The sequence below is a fragment of the Pantoea sp. MHSD4 genome, assembly GCF_021043305.1.
GTDB classification, from domain to species: Bacteria; Pseudomonadota; Gammaproteobacteria; order Enterobacterales; family Enterobacteriaceae; genus Pantoea; species Pantoea eucalypti.
Genome location: NZ_JAJNDH010000001.1, coordinates 930,556 through 948,245, shown reverse-complemented (window position 1 = coordinate 948,245; position 17,690 = coordinate 930,556). Strand labels below are relative to the sequence as shown.

The following is a 17,690-nucleotide window of genomic DNA, read 5'->3' as shown; positions in this document are numbered from 1 at the left end:
AAGCCAACTCTGAATGGAAAAACTATGAAGCAGCTACTCGACTTTCTCCCCCTGGTGGTCTTTTTCATCTTTTATAAGCTTTATGACATTTTTGTCGCCTCGGGCGCCCTGATTGTGGCAACCGGTCTGGCCCTGGTGGTCAGCTGGGTGCTTTATCGCAAGCTGGAAAAGATGACGATTTTCACCTTTGTGCTGGTGGCCGTTTTTGGCACCCTGACGCTGGTGTTCCACAACGATGAGTTCATTAAGTGGAAAGTCACGGTGATCTACAGCCTGTTTGCCGCCGCCCTGCTCTACAGTCAGTGGTTTATGGAGCAGACGCTGATTCAGCGCATGCTGGGTAAAGAGCTGCAACTGCCTGATGCGGTCTGGCGCAGGCTCAATGTCGCCTGGGCGCTGTTCTTCCTGATCTGCGGCCTGGTCAACATCTATGTTGCCTTTTGGTTATCTCAGGCGTTTTGGGTTAACTTTAAAGTGTTCGGTCTCTCGGGTCTGACCTTACTGTTTACCCTGCTTAGCGGGCTTTACATCTGGCGACAGATGCCGCAGCAGGAACAAAAATAATCATCTGCCCGGCTCGCCGGGCATTTTTTTAGCATTTACCTGCATAAAAAGTGGAAGCAATGGGCGAAAAACATAAATTACCGCAAGGCGAAATGGTGCTGCGAACGCTCGCCATGCCGGCAGACACCAACGCCAACGGCGATATTTTTGGTGGCTGGCTGATGTCACAGATGGATATGGGCGGCGCTATCCTGGCAAAAGAGATCGCTGAAGGACGTGTGGTTACCGTGCGCGTTGACGGTATGTCATTCATGAAGCCTGTCGCGGTGGGCGATGTGGTGAGTTGCCATGCGAGCTGTCTCCGTACCGGTAACAGTTCCATGACGATTAACGTGGAAGTGTGGATCAAAAAAGTGTCATCTGAGCCGATTGGTCAAACCTACTGTGCAACGGAAGCGGTATTTATCTATGTGGCAGTCGACAATGAGGGGAATTCACGTCCTCTGCCAGCCGGCCGCGCCAATCAGCAGCCTGCAGGATAACTGACGGGTCAGGCAATCTGAGCCTGACCCGGCGCCTTACTCAATACTGGCACCGCCATTGATTTTGAAAACGATATTCATCGTCAGCCCCTGTCCTGGCTTCTCTTTCTCGTAGCGCCAGTTTTTCATCGCCTGTTTGACGGTCCGCTCAAACATATTGCTCGGCTGTGCAGAGAGGATCTGGATATTATCCACCCGTCCGTCGCTGTCCACATCGAATTTTACCCGAACGCGCCCTTCTATCCGCAGTGCCAGAGCACGCGGCGGATAACCTGGTTTGGTAACGGCCAGGGCTTTGGGACCGGTTGAGGCCGATGCCGTGGGTGACGGCGTTGCTTTTGGCGCTGCAGCAGGTTTGTTCTGGGTCGCCGGAACATCCTGCTTAAAGGGGTCAGCCTGCGGTTTGGTCTCCCGACGCGGCTTCACCTCGCGTTTGGGCTGCTCCCGCTTGTGCTCCGGTTTGGGTTTAGGTTTGGGCTTTGGTTCAGGTTTAGGGATCGGCACCGGCTCTGCTTTCGGCGGCTCCGGTACAGGCTGCGGTTCGGGTTCTGGCTGGGGTTCTGGCTGCGGCGCAGGCGGCTGCACGATGGCCGGTGCAGGCTCGGGCTGGACCTCCGGCGCGACCATCGTCACGCTGATAGGCTGCGACGCCTTAGGCACCTCACTCACCTGCTGGAATGACATATACAGAATTCCGGCAATCACAGCGCCATGCAAAGCTACAGACAACAACATGGAGACAGGCGTGCGTTTAGGTAATGGCATAGTCAGCGTGGTCATAACAGTCGCGGCGATTGAATGAAGCAGCGATTTTAAATGCAAATAGCAATCAGTTTCAATAACTCCCGCCATCCTCTCTGAAGAAAAGCGCTTTTTAGCCCTTTATGCTGAGCGATTCACCCTCTACAGGTTTCGTTTGCACTCTAATCGTCAATCCCTTAACGTGTTGCAAAATTCGGATAACCAGGAGTTCCTTAGTGCTTTACGTCATTTATGCAGAAGATACTGCAGAGTCACTGGAAAAACGTAACGCCGTTCGCCCCGCCCATCTGGCGCGGCTTAAACTGCTGCAGGAAGAGGGACGCCTGATCATTGCAGGGCCGATGCCTGCAGTTGACAGTAACGATCCGGGCGTGGCGGGCTTTACCGGCTCAACGGTGATTGCTGAGTTTCCATCATTAGAAGCCGCACAATCCTGGGCGCAGGATGACCCTTATTTTGCCGCAGGCGTCTACAAACAGGTCTCGGTTAAACCATTCAAACGCGTCTTCTGATAGAGAACATGCAGTCAAAATGGCTTCTGTGCCTGGCACAGAAGCCATTTTTGTTTTTATCATTGAAGGAGGAAAGATGCAGATAATCATTATGGGACTGCTGGCAATTATCACGCTGCTGATTGGCGGTGCAGTTTATCTCTGGCGCACCCAGGGGTGGCGTAATAAAAAACAGTGGATTGTCATGCTGATTGTGCTGGCGGCCGCCCTGCAACTGGTCAACGTTACGCTGATGATGACGGCGCAGCGTCTTCCGGGATAATGTTCACTTAGCAATGCATCTGGTTCACAGAATAATTGATTAACGCTTTAACCTTAACTGTGTTGCGAGATAATCATAAGGCAACCCAATTTAATACCGTGGCGTTTATGCAGGACCACAATTAATAAAGGCGTTGCCCCTGACTGACTGAATTCGATCGCGTAGTGAGATTCGCCTGCACTCTGCTTTACACATCTCTTGCTGACACAATATCGGCGCGCGATTAACTCCGGTCCAGGATCAGGCTAATTAATGCATGGTAGTGCTGCTCTTCTTCCGGGTTGTCGACATGTTGTAAACGGCTGATAAGTTTTGAGCAGATAGCTTTACGATTCAGGCTACGGCCAGAACTGATAATTTCTGTCACAACAGATCCAAGAATGGCCTGCTGGGAAGGCTGCGCAGCACTGTGCAAATAAGCTGAGATATCAGATACTGAAGCGGGAATACGAACGTTAGTCTGCATGGTTGACCCTCATAGGATTCATTAAAAGTTACTAACCGATGCGGTAAAGCTATACAACCAGGCCTTAGTTGTACAGGTATTTAGGTAAAAAAATCGCTGATTTGTACATTTAAAAAAATAAAATCATAAATTTCAGTAGCTTGAATAAATGTAAAGTTGTACAGGTTTCCTGTCATTCATCACCTCTTCTTCTGGTATCCTGACCGCTACGCGCTGTTGTTCGGCTAATTATGATCTGAACATCATTTTTTTAGCTTTAAAGAGGAATTATTCAGAAGGGCTGTCTACATTTATTACTGATTAATTACACCTCTGACCTCGAAGGGATGCGCAGTATCGTCGCGGGCTCATTATGAATAAAACCTACACTCGCCAGACTATTACGCTGTTTGATCCGCTGTTATCACGGATTCAGGCTATTGCCGATCCAAAAATTGAAGTTCTGAGTGGTTATCCGGCCAACTGCTCAGCGTGGCTGACCGTTTATTATCAGCGTAAGTCTGATAAATGGTCTTTTGAATGGTATGACCGTGTGGGTTATCGCAGACCCACATCGCTGGGCAGCGTAGTGGATTGTCTGATGCGTGAAGTCACCGATCGGGGAGCGTCACGACAGGAACATTCCATGGCGCGACGAGTGATGGATGAATTAGGGTTTCTGGAAGCCTGATTATATTATCTGCGTAATAAACAGAATCGAGCGACGCTGCTGCTGGGCCAGTTGATGGCGGATGCAGTGGATGCGTTTATAGCGTCGCGACTGCCCTTCCAGCCAGCGTGAACGACGGCGATGCACCTGACGTAACATTCTCCAGCGCGCCACTTCATTTCTGCTTCGTTTCATCACTTCCTCACTGACGTCATCTATGCCGGGGCATTATAGAGATCTTTGCGGCAATGCCAAATCGGATCCTTCATCGATGATGTCCTGGATTAAGGGTTTCGTTAACCGGCTTCTGCACGTAAACTTGCCGGACGAAAGCGCGAACGGGACGTCCACTTTATGACCACTTTTTACACCCTGATCAGCTGGTTACTGGTATTTGGTTACTGGCTGCTCATAGCCGGGGTGACGCTGCGCGTATTAATGAAAAGACGTGCGGTAACATCCGCCATGGCATGGCTTCTGGTTATCTATATTCTGCCACTGGTAGGCATAATCGCTTATCTTTCGTTTGGCGAACTGCATCTGGGTAAACGTCGTGCGGAGCGTGCGCGCACCATGTGGCCGTCTACCGCCCGCTGGCTCAGTGACCTGAAACAGTGCCGTGAAATTTTTGCCACTGAACACAGTGACGTTGCTCGCTCGCTCTTCGAGCTTTGTTACCATCGCCAGGGCATTGCCGGGGTCAAGGGAAACCAGCTTCAGCTGCTTACCAGCTCTGACGATGTTATGCAGGCGCTGATTCGTGATATTCAACTGGCACGCCACAACATAGAGATGGTTTTTTATATCTGGCATCCCGGTGGGCTGGCAGATGAAGTCGCAGAATCGCTGATGGCGGCCTCGCGCCGTGGCGTTCACTGCCGACTGCTGCTCGACTCAGCGGGCAGCGTCGACTTTTTCCGCAGTCCCTGGGTGGGCATGATGCGCAATGCCGGGATCGATGTCGTAGAGGCGTTGCAGGTTAGCCTGCTGCGCGTCTTCCTGCGACGAATGGATCTCCGCCAGCATCGAAAAATCGTTCTGATTGATAATTACATCGCCTATACCGGCAGCATGAACCTGGTCGATCCGCGCTTCTTTAAACAAAGCGCGGGCGTAGGCCAGTGGATTGACCTGATGGCGCGTATGGAAGGTCCGGTAGCGACCGCGATGGGCATTGTTTTCAGCTGCGACTGGGAGATTGAGACCGGTAAGCGCATTCTGCCGCCGCCGCCCGATCGCAACATCATGCCGTTTGAACAGGAGAGCGGCCACACGGTGCAGGTCATCGCCTCCGGTCCTGGCTTCCCGGAAGATATGATTCATCAGGCGCTGCTGACCGCGGTCTATTCAGCGCGTGAGCAGCTGATCATGACGACTCCTTACTTAGTGCCGAGCGACGACCTGCTGCATGCTATCTGTACGGCCGCACAGCGTGGCGTTAATGTCAGCGTGATTGTGCCGCGTCATAACGACTCGCTGCTGGTCGGCTGGGCCAGCCGCTCCTTCTTCAGCGAGATGCTGGAAGCGGGCGTGAAAATCTATCAGTTTGAAGATGGTCTGCTGCACACTAAAAGCGTGCTGGTCGATGGACAGCTGAGCCTGGTGGGCACCGTGAACCTGGATATGCGCAGTTTATGGCTCAATTTTGAAGTGACGCTGGTGGTCGATGATGCCGGTTTTGGCAGCGATCTCGCCTGTGTGCAGGATGATTATATCGCCCGTTCCCGCCTGCTGGATGGCAAGCGCTGGGCAAAACGTGCGTGGTGGCAGCGCATCGTCGAACGACTGTTTTACTTCTTCAGCCCTTTACTGTAAAACGAGCCAGATTGTGTAAATGGCCGCAGGCCGACAGGACAGACTATGGATTTAAATAATCGCCTTACCGAAGATGAAACGCTGGAACAAGCCTACGATATCTTTCTTGAACTGGCTGTCGACAATCTTGATCCGGCAGACGTCATTCTCTTCAATCTGCAGTTCGAAGAGCGCGGTGGCGCAGAGCTGTTTGATCCGTCTGAAGACTGGAAAGATCATGTCGATTTCGATCTGAACCCTGACTTTTTCGCCGAGGTGGTGATTGGGTTGGGTGAAGCGGACGGTGAACCGATTACCGACGTCTTTGCTCGCGTGTTGTTGTGTCGCGAAAAAGATCACAAGCTCTGTCATATCCTGTGGCGTGAATAAGCGTCAAAGCAGATAAGAAAACGCCGGGCAAGTGCCCGGCGTTTTGCATTATAGCGGGTCGACTTTCAGACAGGATACCGCATGGTGGAAACTGCCTTCCAGAAGCGGACGGGTTTTCGCACATTCCGGACCGGCAATCGGACAACGGGTGCGGAATACGCAGCCGGATGGCGGATTAATCGGCGACGGCAGCTCCCCTTCCAGCAGCTGAATCTCCTTGTTCTTCTCTTTATCCGGATCGGGAATCGGTACAGCAGACATCAGCGCACGGGTGTATGGATGCTGCGGATTGGTGTAGACCTCTTTGTAAGTCCCCAGCTCCACCGCATGCCCCAGATACATCACCAGCACCCGGTCAGAGATGTGTTTCACCACCGCCAGATCGTGCGCAATGAAAATCAGCGACAAGCCCATTTCCCGCTGCAACTGCTGCAGCAGGTTCACCACCTGCGCCTGAATCGAGACATCCAGTGCAGACACCGGCTCGTCACAGATAATCAGCTTCGGCTCCAGAATCAGCGCACGTGCGATACCGATACGCTGACACTGCCCACCCGAGAACTCATGCGGGTAGCGGTTAATCAGGTTTGGCAGAAGCCCGACTTTCATCATCATATTTTTGACACGGTCTTTGACCTCCTGACGCGCCATTTTTGGATGATAAGTACGAAGCGGCTCTGCGATGATATCGCCGATGGTCATGCGCGGGTTCAGGGACGCCAGGGGATCCTGGAATATCATCTGGATATCGCTGCGGGCTTTGCGCCACTCCTCTTCGCTCTGACCCAGCAGATCGCGGCCTAACCAGGCGACACGACCTTCGGTGGCCTTAACCAGGCCGATAATGGCGCGCGCCAGCGTCGATTTACCGCAACCCGACTCGCCCACCACGCCCAGGGTTTCACCTTCATACAGACGCAGGCTGACACCATCCACCGCTTTCAGGGTTTTTGATGGCTGCCAGAACCACTGTTTGCCATCTTTAATGTCGAAATGCACCTTGAGATCGGCGATTTCCAGTAACACTCTTTTTTCAGCTACGGTGCTCATACTAACTCCTCCACCGGCTTAAAGCAGGCACGCAGACGGCCATTGCCAAACGGTTCCAGCGGCGGTGCCTGGGTGCAGATATCCATCGCGTGCGGACAACGCGGCTGGAACGGGCAGCCCTGCGGCAGACGCAGCAGGTTCGGTGGATTGCCCGGAATGGTGGCCAGGGTTTCGCCTTCAATCGCATCCAGACGTGGCACCGCATTAAGCAGGCCAATTGAGTAAGGATGGGCTGGCTGGTAGAAGACATCACGGGCGCTGCCATACTCCATAGTGCGTCCGGCATACATCACCAGCACTTTGTCGCAGATGCCTGCCACCACGCCGAGATCATGGGTGATCATGATAATGGCGGTGTTGAACTCGCGTTTCAGGTCGTTGAGCAGCGTCATAATCTGCGCCTGCACCGTCACATCCAGCGCGGTAGTTGGCTCATCGGCAATCAGCAATTTTGGGCGGCACAGCAGCGCCATGGCGATCATCACACGCTGACGCATTCCGCCGGAGAATTCATGCGGGTACATTTTCATGCGTTTGCGTGCTTCTGGCATTTTCACCGCATCCAGCATCCTTACGGACTCTTCGAATGCCTGGGCGCTGTTCATCCCTTTGTGCAGCTTAAGCACTTCCATCAGCTGCTCGCCTACCCGCATATAGGGGTTCAGTGAGGTCATCGGATCCTGGAAGATCATCGCAATCTGTTCGGCGCGGAGTTTATTGAGCTGGTTCTCAGGCAGATTCAGGATCTCTTTACCGTTGAACATTGCTGAGCCGCCAATGCGGCCATTTTTTGCCAGTAGCCCCATCAGGGCAAAGGCGGTTTGTGACTTGCCAGAACCAGACTCGCCAACAATGCCCAGCGTTTCACCGGCGCGCAGCGAGAAGTTCAGGTCGTTGACGGCGGTAACATCCCCATCGTGCGTGCCAAAGGTCACGCGTAAATCTTTGACCGTAAGTAGCTGTTCGCTTCCCGCGCGGGCCGCCATCGCTGGCTGGAATTCATGAATAGTCATCGGGAAACTCCTTAACGATCTTTCGGGTCGAGGGCATCACGCAGGCCATCGCCAATAAAGTTGAAACAGAACAGCGTGACCACCAGGAAGCCCGCCGGATAGAGCAACAGCCACGGCGACACCTCCATTGAGTTAGCCCCGTCGCTGAGCAGCGCGCCCCAGCTACTCAGCGGCTCCTGTGTCCCCAGACCCAGGAAGCTCAGGAAGGATTCAAACAGGATCATGCTCGGTACCAGCAGCGAGGCGTAAACCACCACCACGCCCAGTACGTTTGGCACGATGTGACGTACCACGATTTTCCAGGTTGATACCCCACCGACATGCGCCGCTTCGATGAACTCTTTGCGCTTCAGGCTCAGCGTCTGGCCGCGCACAATACGCGCCATATCCAGCCATGAAACCATGCCGATAGCGGCAAAAATCAGCAGGATATTACGACCAAAGAAGGTCACCAGCAGGATCACGAAGAACATAAACGGGAAGGAGTTGAGAATTTCCAGAATACGCATCATCACCGAGTCGGTTTTGCCGCCCAGGTAACCGGCTATTGAGCCATACAGCGTGCCGACGATCACCGCAATCAGCGCAGACGCTACGCCCACCATCAGTGAGATACGACCACCGATGGCCACACGGACCAGTATGTCACGTCCCGATGAATCGGTGCCAAACCAGTGACCAGATGTCGTATCGGGCGGTGAGGACATCATGGACCAGTCGGTATCGTCGTAGGTGAAATGCGCCAGCATCGGCGCAAAAATCACGAACAGCGTGATTACTAACAACACCAGCAGACTGATTAAGGCTGCCCGGTTATGGATAAAACGACGACGCGCGTCCTGCCAGAGACTGCGCCCTTCTACTTCCAGCTTTTCACTGAACGCATCAAGAGCTTCGCTGTTTTTCTTACTTAACATCATGGCGAACTCCGCAATCAGTAACGAATTTTGGGATCGATAACGGCATAGAGCACGTCAACAATCGCGTTAAACAGAATGGTCAGCAAACCGACCAGGATGGTCAGGCTCATCACCAGAGAGTAGTCACGGTTCAGCGCGCCGTTCACAAACAGCTGACCGATACCCGGCAGACCGTAGATCGACTCAATCACCATCGAACCGGTGATGATGCCGACAAACGCCGGTCCCATGTAGGAAACCACGGGCAGCAATGCGGGCTTGAGCGCATGACGCAGCACAATGCGGCGCAGCGGCAAGCCTTTGGCGCGCGCGGTGCGGATAAAATTGGAGTGCATCACTTCAATCATTGAACCACGAGTGATACGCGCAATACTGGCGATATACGCCAGCGACAGCGCCACCATCGGCAACAGCATGTAGTTCCACTGACCACCGTTCCAGCCACCGCCGGGCAGCCATTTCAGGGTGATGGCGAAGAGCAGAACCAGCAGCGGCGCGACCACGAAACTCGGTATCACCACGCCGGTCATTGCCACCCCCATCACCACGAAGTCCCATATACTGTTCTGTTTAAGCGCGGCGATCACACCCGCCGTGACGCCCAGTATCACCGCCAGCAGGAACGCGGCCAGGCCGAGTTTGGCTGAGACCGGGAACGCGTGCGCGACCAGATAGTTGACCGAATAATCTTTGTATTTAAACGAAGGGCCGAAATCGCCGTGCGCCAGCTGCAGCAGGTAATCAACATACTGCTTACCGATGGGATCGTTGAGGTGATATTTCGCCTCAATATTGGCCATCACTTCCGGGGCCAGGGTGCGCTCGCCGGTAAACGGGCTGCCGGGTGCCAGTCGCATCATAAAGAAGGAGATGGTGATCAGGACGAACAGCGTCGGAAGCGCTTCAAGCAAGCGACGCAGGATGAATTTTAACATTGCCGTACCTACCAGGCTGTTGCATCACAACATATAAATAAGTAAAAAAGGCGGCGCCAGACGCGCCGCCACTGCTGATAGCCTGAATGCTATTAGTGTTTGATAATGTAGAAGTCTTTATCCAGGGTTTTATCCAGTGGATCTTTACCGGTATAACCGCCGACATAAGGCTTCACCAGACGCGTATTTACGTAGTAGTAAACCGGTACGATGGTGCTGTCTTTATCCAGGATCTGCTCCGCTTTCTGATAATCCACTGCGCGGGCTTTCGCATCCGGTGCCTTAATCGCGTCACGGATCACTTTGTCAAACGCCTCGCTCTTATAGTGCGAGGTGTTACTGCTGCTGTTAGACAGCATGGTGTTCAGGAATGAAGTGGGTTCGTTATAGTCCGCACACCAGGCCGCACGCGATACATCGAAGTTACCCTGATGACGGGTATCCAGGAAGGTTTTCCACTCCTGGTTTTCCAGCTTGATGTTCACACCGATGTTTTTCTTCCAGATCGACGAGGCGGCAATCGCCAGCTTCTTATGCAGATCGGAGGTGTTATACAGCAGGTTAAAGGTCAGCGGTTTGTCGGCGGTATAGCCGGCTTCAGCCAGCAGCTTTTTCGCTTCGGCATTACGTTTGTCCTGTGACCATTTGAACCAGTCTGGCGGCAGGATATCCATGCCGTCGGTTGATGGCGGCGTGTAGCTGTAGGCCGGCTTCTGGCCCTGCGCCAGCACTTTGTTAACCATGATGTCACGATCCAGACCCAGCTTCAGGGCGGCGCGAACGCGTGGATCGGTGAATGGCGCTTTCTGGTTGTTGATTTCGTAGTAATAGGTGCAGAGATAAGGATCGACGTGCAGCTCTTTGCCGTTGTCACGCTGCAGTTTCTTAAACAACTCAATCGGCAGATTGTTGTAAGTCATGTCGCTGCCGTTCTCGGAGAAGTAACGGTTAACGTCGCTGACTTCGGAACTGATTGGCAGGAAGGTGACTTTGTTCAGCACGGTGTGTTCGTTGTCCCAGTAATTCGGGTTACGCACCAGGGTGATACGCTCATTGATCACGTGCGCGTCGAGTTTAAAGGCACCGTTGCCGACCCAGTTCTGTGGCTGAGTCCACTGATCGCCAAACTTCTCAATCGCCGGTTTATAAACCGGTGACATTACGGAGTTGATCAGCAGTTTATCAAAATAGGGAACCGGCTCACTCAGCGTGACTTCCAGCGTGTGATCGTCCAGGGCTTTCACGCCCAGATCGGTAATCGGTTTTTTACCGGCAATGATGTCATCGACGTTCAGGATATGACCATATTGCGGATAACTGGCGTACGGTGAAGCGGTTTTAGGATCGACCAGACGCTCCCAGCTGTAAACGAAGTCCTGCGCGGTCACCGGCTCGCCGTTGGACCATTTAGCATTTTTACGCAGGTGGAACGTCCACACTTTGAAGTCTTTATTTTCGTAACTTTCCGCTACAGCCGGAATCGGTTTACCGTTGCTGTCATTGACCAGCAGACCTTCGTAAAGATCGCGCGCCACGTTGTCTTCCGGCACGCCTTCGATTTTGTGCGGATCGAGCGACTGCACTTCATCGCCATTGCCGCGAATCAGCTCCTGTTTAGCGGCCAGCTCAACGCCTGCGGGCACATTTGCTGCGAAAGCCGCATTCCCTGCCAAAGCACTCACTGCGGCGAAAACACCCGCTGCTATCAGGCTTTTTTTCGTGATGTTGTTCATTATTACACTCCAGTTTTATTATCGTCACCGTGGCGATGCGCTGCCCCGGCGTCCCCCGTCTCCGGGCTCCCTGGCCTGTTACCAGGGAGATTGACCCCAAAATGGTCTGTACGTTGATGCGTTCCCGACTGTCTCGCCGTACGGGCGATCAGATCAGTGTTGTTTGATGAAATAGTACTTCAGGTCTGTCATGTCCTGCGGGTCTTTGCCCGTAAAGCCGCCAACCCAGGGCTTTACCAGGCGCACACTTACGCGGTAGTAAACTGGCACAATTGGTGAGTCTTTGTCGAGTTGTGTTTCAGCCTGCTGATACAGGTCGGCACGCTGCGCCTCACTGCCCGCCGTCAGCGTTTCCTTCATCAGACGCTCGAAGGTCGCGCTGCTGTAAAACGCGGTGTTGATCGAGGCGTTGCTGATTAGCATATTCAGGAAGGTTGAGGGTTCGTTGTAATCGGCACACCAGGTAGCACGGACCACGTCATATTGCGCCTGATGGCGGGTCTCCAGCATGGTTTTCCATTCCTGATTCTGCAGTGTCACTTTCGCGCCAAGGTTTTTCTGCCACATCGAGGCAGCTGCAATCGCCTGCCGTTTGTTCTGATCTGAGGTGTTATAGAGCAGCGTAAAGGTCAGCGGATGGGCAGCATCGAAGCCTGCCTCGGCCAGCAGCTTCTTCGCGGCGTCATTACGCTGCGCCTGCGTCCAGGTGAACCAGGCAGGCGGCGTGAGTTTGATACCGGCGGTGAAAGGCGGTGTCAGGCTATAGGCGGGAATTTGTCCCTGGGCCATGATCTTATTGGCAATCACTTCGCGATCGAGGGTCATTTTCAGCGCGGCACGAACCCGTGCATCGGTGAACGGCGCCTTTTTATTGTTAATTTCGTAGTAGAACGTACAGAGCAATGGACTGACTTTCACTTCGTCGCCCAGCTCTTTGCGTAGTTTGCCAAACATCTCCGGCGGCACCGCACTGTTGGTCATATCCGTGCCGCCGCTGCGGTAGCGATTGATATCACTGTTTTCAGAGGCGATAGGCAGAAATGTCCCCTGCTCAATGACCGTATGGGCATTGTCCCAGTATTGTGGATTGCGTTTCAGGACGATTTTTTCATTGACGATCCAGTCGTCCAGCGTATAAGCGCCGTTACCAATGTAATGACCCGGACGCGTCCAGGCTTCACCCCACTGCTTAATGGCCGGTTCATAAACCGGCTTCATCGCGGTATGCGCCAGCATCGCGACCAGGTAAGGCACTGGTTCACTCAGGGTAATCTGCAGACGATGGGCATCCAGCGCTTTCACACCCAGTTGATCAGGTGACGCTTTACCGGCAAGGATGGCATCGATATTGGCAAAATGGGCTGCCTGCGGATAGCTTGAATAAGGCGACGCCGTTTTCGGGTCCACCAGGCGACGCCAGCTGTAGACGAAATCATTCGCGGTCACCGGCTCACCATTGCTCCACTTTGCATCATCCCGCAGATTAAAAATCCAGACGGTAGGTTGCGGATTCTCCCAGCTTTTGGCGACGCCTGGCACGACCTGACCGCTGTTGTCAGTATTGACCAGTCCGTCCAGCAGATTTTGAATAATATTGGACTCCGGCACGCCTTCAGTTTTATGCGGATCCAGTGAAGAGACTTCGCTTCCGTTATTAATCACCATCTGCTGTTGCGCAGCCAGTGCCGTTTCCGGCGGAACGGTGGCGGCATAGGCCGGTGAAAACGCCAGTAACAGAACACCTGCGAGTGAGGACCGCTTTTGCTGCAAGTTCTTTATCCCAATCATCCGAAACGCCAACCTTATTTAAGTATCCCGATAGGCTTAAGCAAAAAGCGTTCTCACTTTGGGCTTTCAGAGAAAAAATTCACGTTAAGCCAAAAATTATCAGAAGGCGTTAAGGGGCGCCAAAGCAAAATAACGAAAATGTTAACTAATTCTCTTTTATCATGAGATGTCACGAAGCGGAAGTGTTAATTTTCGTTCTGAAAATTTCATATCAATATGAAAAATAGGCGTTTTAGCCGGAAAGCTCTTTGCGAAGCAGGATCAGGTGACAAATTGTGCCTGTTTTGGCATTCATACTGATAAATCTGGCTTCAGCATGATGAAATTCAGGCTTACCGTAATATTGTGGCGGATTATGAGGCAGAGTTAAAAGTGCAGAGGAGAATATCGTGTGAAAATAGTGACATTATTTCCCACGAAAAAGTCTGTGAGCAAACACGCAGTAATGAAATTTATAATCGTGCCTCTATTTTAAGTATCGCGAATAATTGCATCGTAATAGTGCAATGAAAGGCCATTTTGCACCATTACGGATCATTACTTCATTTCATTGCCTGAAATAAGTGAGGGTTTAATTCAGCAGACCGGGAAAAATAGACTTCATACCGGTTACAACAAATTCAATGCCCAGTGCCATCAGTAACAAACCCATGATACGGGTAATGACGTTGATGCCGGTCTGGCCGAGAATACGTACCATTAATGGTGCAGCCCTGAACAGTAACCAGCAACAGAAGGCAAAGATAGCAATTGCCAGGGTAAACCCCATCAGGTTCAGCCAGCTGTGATAACGGGTACTCCAGACGATTGTCGAGCTGATAGCACCTGGCCCCGCCATCAGTGGCAGCGCCAGAGGCACAACGCCCACGCTTTCACGGATCGCCGTTTCTGACTTTTCCTGCTTGTTCTGCTTATCCTCACCCAGCTTGCCGCTGATCATCGACATCGCAATGGTGACGACCAGAATCCCACCCGCAATGCGGAAAGAGTCAATCGAAATACCGAACACATGCAGAATCGCATCGCCCAGAAAAAGTGACGTCCAGAGAATGATGGCCACCGCAAGATTAGCGGTAAGGTTAGTTTTATTACGCTCAGCCACGCCCTGATATCGGGTCATGCTGATGAACACCGGAATAATGCCCACTGGATTGACCAGCGCAAAGAGCCCGACAAAAAATTTTATATAGCCTGATAAATCTAACAGCGCAGGGTTCACGACTTTAACTCCGTACCACAGGGGGGAAACGCGCCTAATGTATGTGAAAACAGACCCGTACACCAGATGCTGAGCCAGCTATTTATATAGATGAATGAACGCTCCTTTAGCGCTTTACACCAGAGATTAAAAAGTGACTGGATTTAGACGCTACCAGGCTGACTGCCAGCATGTGAAAGTCCATTTGAGCTGATAAAGGATCAGCGCCGTGCTGAAAGGTGTCAGCCTGCGGTTAAATTGATCTGCATCAAAATTGACCTACCCCAAACCAGGTAATATTTTCACAACGGAAGTATTAGCGGCATCAATGAAAACGTCTTCACAGACAACGCAAGACTTATTCAGTAAGCAGTTGAAAATCCTGACATTACATCCTGATATAGCGCATTTTTTGAGCATAGCTATACTCAGGGCGCAGGATTGTTTACTAAAAAAGTTTAACTTCCTTCAGGAGAACACCATGGCCGTAACCAATGTCGCTGAACTCAATGCACTGGTTGAACGTGTAAAAAAAGCCCAGCGTGAATATGCCAACTTTTCTCAGGAACAGGTCGACGCCATATTTCGTGCCGCCGCCCTCGCTGCCGCAGATGCCCGCATCCCCCTTGCTAAGATGGCTGTTGCCGAATCCGGTATGGGCATCGTCGAAGACAAAGTCATTAAAAACCATTTTGCTTCAGAATATATCTACAACGCCTATAAAGATGAAAAGACCTGCGGTGTGTTAGCCACCGACGATACTTTCGGCACCATCACCATCGCCGAGCCGATTGGCCTGATTTGCGGTATCGTCCCGACCACCAATCCAACCTCAACCGCCATTTTCAAAGCCTTAATCAGCCTCAAAACCCGTAACGGTATCATTTTCTCGCCACATCCACGTGCCAAAGACGCGACGAATAAAGCGGCAGATATCGTCCTGCAGGCCGCGATTGCCGCCGGTGCGCCTAAAGACATTATCGGCTGGATCGACGCCCCATCTGTTGAGCTGTCAAACCAGCTGATGCATCACCCCGATATCAACCTGATTCTCGCCACTGGTGGACCGGGAATGGTGAAAGCGGCTTACAGCTCCGGCAAACCGGCAATTGGTGTGGGTGCCGGTAATACGCCGGTGGTGATTGATGAAACCGCCGATGTGAAACGTGCCGTTGCGTCAATTCTGATGTCGAAAACGTTTGATAACGGCGTGATCTGCGCCTCAGAACAATCGGTAATCGTGGTTGATTCGGTCTATGACGCAGTGCGTGAACGTTTTGCCAGCCATGGTGGTTACATGCTGCAGGGCGCCGAGCTGAGTGCAGTTCAGAATATCATCCTTAAAAACGGCGGCCTCAATGCGGCCATCGTGGGTCAACCGGCATTTAAAATTGCGGAGATGGCCGGGCTAACCGTACCAGCAGACACGAAAATTTTGATTGGTGAAGTGAAACTCGTGGATGAATCTGAACCTTTTGCCCATGAAAAACTCTCCCCAACGCTGGCGATGTATCGGGCGAAAGATTTCCAGGATGCGGTTAATAAAGCGGAGAAACTGGTCGCGATGGGCGGTATCGGTCACACCTCCTGCCTTTATACCGACCAGGACAACCAGACTGAGCGCGTGCACTACTTCGGCGACAAAATGAAAACTGCGCGTATTCTGATCAACACGCCGGCTTCACAGGGCGGTATCGGTGACCTCTACAACTTTAAACTGGCCCCCTCTCTGACGCTGGGTTGTGGTTCATGGGGCGGTAACTCTATTTCAGAAAACGTCGGTCCAAAACACCTGATTAATACCAAAACTGTCGCCAAGCGAGCTGAGAATATGTTGTGGCATAAACTTCCTAAATCCATCTACTTCCGTCGGGGTTCACTGCCTATTGCGCTGGAAGAAGTGGCAACGGATGGCGCGAAACGTGCCTTTATTGTCACTGACCGTTTCCTGTTCAACAACGGCTATGCCGACCAGGTCACCCGCGTGCTGAAATCACACGGCATCGAAACCGAAGTCTTCTTCGAAGTTGAAGCTGACCCGACGCTGAGCATCGTGCGTAAAGGTGCCGAGCAGATGAACAGCTTCAAGCCTGATGTCATCATCGCACTGGGTGGTGGTTCCCCGATGGATGCCGCGAAAATCATGTGGGTGATGTACGAACATCCGGAAACCCACTTCGAAGAGCTGGCGTTACGTTTCATGGATATCCGTAAACGTATCTACAAATTCCCGAAAATGGGCGTAAAAGCACGGATGGTGGCCATCACCACGACCTCCGGGACCGGTTCAGAAGTCACACCGTTCGCCGTGGTGACCGATGACGCGACAGGTCAGAAATATCCACTCGCTGACTATGCATTGACCCCGGATATGGCGATTGTCGATGCTAACCTGGTGATGGATATGCCGCGTTCACTCTGCGCCTTTGGTGGTCTGGATGCAGTGACCCACGCGCTGGAAGCCTACGTTTCTGTGCTGGCAAATGAGTACTCTGATGGGCAGGCACTGCAGGCACTGAAACTGTTAAAAGAGAATCTGCCAGCCAGTTATGCTGAAGGCGCGAAAAATCCGGTTGCGCGTGAACGTGTCCACAACGCTGCTACTATCGCCGGCATTGCGTTCGCCAACGCCTTCCTTGGGGTCTGTCACTCAATGGCGCACAAACTGGGTTCAGAATTCCATATCCCTCACGGCCTGGCTAATGCGCTGTTAATCTCGAACGTTATTCGCTACAACGCCAATGACAACCCGACTAAACAGACCGCTTTCAGCCAGTATGATCGTCCGCAGGCCCGTCGTCGCTACGCTGAAATTGCGGACCATTTAGGTTTGAGCGCGCCGGGCGACCGCACTGCTCAAAAAATCGAGAAGTTACTGGCATGGCTGGATGAGATTAAAACTGAACTGGGTATCCCGACCTCCATCCGTGAAGCGGGTGTGCAGGAAGCGGACTTCCTGGCAAAAGTCGACAAACTGGCCGATGATGCCTTTGATGACCAGTGTACCGGTGCTAACCCACGTTATCCGCTGATTGCTGAGCTGAAACAGATTATGCTCGACACTTTCTACGGTCGTGAATTTGTTGAACCGTTCTCAAGCGTCGCTCAGGCGGTTGCTGAGCAGCCGGTTAAAGGAATCAAGGCTGATAAGAAGGCGAAAAAGGTCTGATAA

At 52.4% G+C, this 17,690-nt stretch carries 18 protein-coding genes; 8 read left to right on the top strand and 10 right to left on the bottom strand.

The window, feature by feature from the left end; genetic code table 11:
• The first annotated feature begins 24 nt into the window (after window positions 1–24).
• Together LQK91_RS04375 and yciA are read left to right on the top strand one after the other, a co-directional pair.
• Window positions 25–564: a septation protein A gene (locus tag LQK91_RS04375; RefSeq protein WP_003853904.1), complete on the top strand. Its 540-nt coding sequence runs from the start codon at window positions 25–27 to the stop codon at window positions 562–564.
• Window positions 565–623: 59 nt separating this feature from the next.
• Window positions 624–1,046 carry an acyl-CoA thioester hydrolase YciA gene (gene yciA, locus LQK91_RS04370; RefSeq protein WP_003853906.1) on the top strand — a complete coding sequence of 141 codons (423 nt, stop codon included), beginning with the start codon at window positions 624–626 and terminating at the stop codon, window positions 1,044–1,046.
• A 36-nt stretch (window positions 1,047–1,082) separates the two neighbouring features.
• On the opposite strand, the gene tonB is transcribed toward yciA, so the two are convergent.
• Window positions 1,083–1,826, bottom strand: a complete 744-nt coding sequence (gene tonB, locus LQK91_RS04365) for a TonB system transport protein TonB (RefSeq protein ID WP_008925290.1) — start codon at window positions 1,824–1,826, stop codon at window positions 1,083–1,085.
• A gap of 197 nt (window positions 1,827–2,023) precedes the next feature.
• On the opposite strand from tonB, the gene LQK91_RS04360 reads away from it, so the two are divergent.
• Together LQK91_RS04360 and LQK91_RS04355 are read left to right on the top strand one after the other, a co-directional pair.
• Complete coding sequence (locus LQK91_RS04360; RefSeq protein WP_003853909.1) at window positions 2,024–2,320, top strand: YciI family protein; 297 nt, start codon at window positions 2,024–2,026, stop codon at window positions 2,318–2,320.
• A gap of 76 nt (window positions 2,321–2,396) precedes the next feature.
• Window positions 2,397–2,582: a hypothetical protein gene (locus tag LQK91_RS04355; RefSeq protein WP_003853911.1), complete on the top strand. Its 186-nt coding sequence runs from the start codon at window positions 2,397–2,399 to the stop codon at window positions 2,580–2,582.
• A 223-nt stretch (window positions 2,583–2,805) separates the two neighbouring features.
• Here the strand turns inward: LQK91_RS04355 and ycgZ are convergent, their stop codons facing one another.
• Window positions 2,806–3,048 carry a regulatory protein YcgZ gene (gene ycgZ, locus LQK91_RS04350; protein ID WP_105099130.1) on the bottom strand — a complete coding sequence of 81 codons (243 nt, stop codon included), beginning with the start codon at window positions 3,046–3,048 and terminating at the stop codon, window positions 2,806–2,808.
• Between the two features lie 352 nt (window positions 3,049–3,400).
• Between ycgZ and LQK91_RS04345 the strand changes: the two genes are divergently transcribed.
• The gene (locus tag LQK91_RS04345; RefSeq protein ID WP_003853915.1) at window positions 3,401–3,718 is read left to right on the top strand and encodes a hypothetical protein; all 318 of its coding nucleotides are present in this window, start codon (window positions 3,401–3,403) and stop codon (window positions 3,716–3,718) included.
• On the opposite strand, the gene LQK91_RS04340 is transcribed toward LQK91_RS04345, so the two are convergent.
• On the bottom strand, window positions 3,719–3,892 hold the full coding sequence (locus LQK91_RS04340) for a YciY family protein (RefSeq protein WP_003853917.1): 174 nt from the start codon (window positions 3,890–3,892) through the stop codon (window positions 3,719–3,721).
• Between the two features lie 159 nt (window positions 3,893–4,051).
• On the opposite strand from LQK91_RS04340, the gene cls reads away from it, so the two are divergent.
• Together cls and LQK91_RS04330 are read left to right on the top strand one after the other, a co-directional pair.
• Window positions 4,052–5,512 carry a cardiolipin synthase gene (gene cls / locus LQK91_RS04335; RefSeq protein ID WP_003853919.1) on the top strand — a complete coding sequence of 487 codons (1,461 nt, stop codon included), beginning with the start codon at window positions 4,052–4,054 and terminating at the stop codon, window positions 5,510–5,512.
• Window positions 5,513–5,557: 45 nt separating this feature from the next.
• Window positions 5,558–5,881, top strand: a complete 324-nt coding sequence (locus tag LQK91_RS04330; RefSeq protein WP_003853921.1) for an HI1450 family dsDNA-mimic protein — start codon at window positions 5,558–5,560, stop codon at window positions 5,879–5,881.
• A gap of 48 nt (window positions 5,882–5,929) precedes the next feature.
• On the opposite strand, the gene oppF is transcribed toward LQK91_RS04330, so the two are convergent.
• The 7 genes from oppF to LQK91_RS04295 form a co-directional block, all read right to left on the bottom strand.
• On the bottom strand, window positions 5,930–6,931 hold the full coding sequence (gene oppF, locus LQK91_RS04325) for a murein tripeptide/oligopeptide ABC transporter ATP binding protein OppF (RefSeq protein ID WP_003853922.1): 1,002 nt from the start codon (window positions 6,929–6,931) through the stop codon (window positions 5,930–5,932).
• A complete protein-coding gene (locus LQK91_RS04320; RefSeq protein WP_003853924.1) occupies window positions 6,928–7,944 on the bottom strand; it encodes an ABC transporter ATP-binding protein in 1,017 nt (338 codons plus the stop codon). Before LQK91_RS04320 ends, oppF begins: the two co-directional genes overlap by 4 nt.
• A gap of 11 nt (window positions 7,945–7,955) precedes the next feature.
• Window positions 7,956–8,864: an oligopeptide ABC transporter permease OppC gene (gene oppC, locus LQK91_RS04315; protein ID WP_003853926.1), complete on the bottom strand. Its 909-nt coding sequence runs from the start codon at window positions 8,862–8,864 to the stop codon at window positions 7,956–7,958.
• Between the two features lie 14 nt (window positions 8,865–8,878).
• Window positions 8,879–9,799 carry an oligopeptide ABC transporter permease OppB gene (gene oppB, locus LQK91_RS04310; protein ID WP_105099129.1) on the bottom strand — a complete coding sequence of 307 codons (921 nt, stop codon included), beginning with the start codon at window positions 9,797–9,799 and terminating at the stop codon, window positions 8,879–8,881.
• Window positions 9,800–9,891: 92 nt separating this feature from the next.
• Window positions 9,892–11,532, bottom strand: a complete 1,641-nt coding sequence (gene oppA, locus LQK91_RS04305) for an oligopeptide ABC transporter substrate-binding protein OppA (RefSeq protein ID WP_008925291.1) — start codon at window positions 11,530–11,532, stop codon at window positions 9,892–9,894.
• A 153-nt stretch (window positions 11,533–11,685) separates the two neighbouring features.
• Window positions 11,686–13,320 carry an ABC transporter substrate-binding protein gene (locus tag LQK91_RS04300; RefSeq protein ID WP_105099128.1) on the bottom strand — a complete coding sequence of 545 codons (1,635 nt, stop codon included), beginning with the start codon at window positions 13,318–13,320 and terminating at the stop codon, window positions 11,686–11,688.
• Window positions 13,321–13,891: 571 nt separating this feature from the next.
• Window positions 13,892–14,539: a YchE family NAAT transporter gene (locus LQK91_RS04295; RefSeq protein ID WP_003853931.1), complete on the bottom strand. Its 648-nt coding sequence runs from the start codon at window positions 14,537–14,539 to the stop codon at window positions 13,892–13,894.
• Between the two features lie 460 nt (window positions 14,540–14,999).
• Here LQK91_RS04295 and adhE point away from each other — a divergent pair, with 460 nt between their 5' ends.
• On the top strand, window positions 15,000–17,687 hold the full coding sequence (gene adhE / locus LQK91_RS04290) for a bifunctional acetaldehyde-CoA/alcohol dehydrogenase (protein ID WP_008925293.1): 2,688 nt from the start codon (window positions 15,000–15,002) through the stop codon (window positions 17,685–17,687).
• Window positions 17,688–17,690 lie beyond the last annotated feature (3 nt).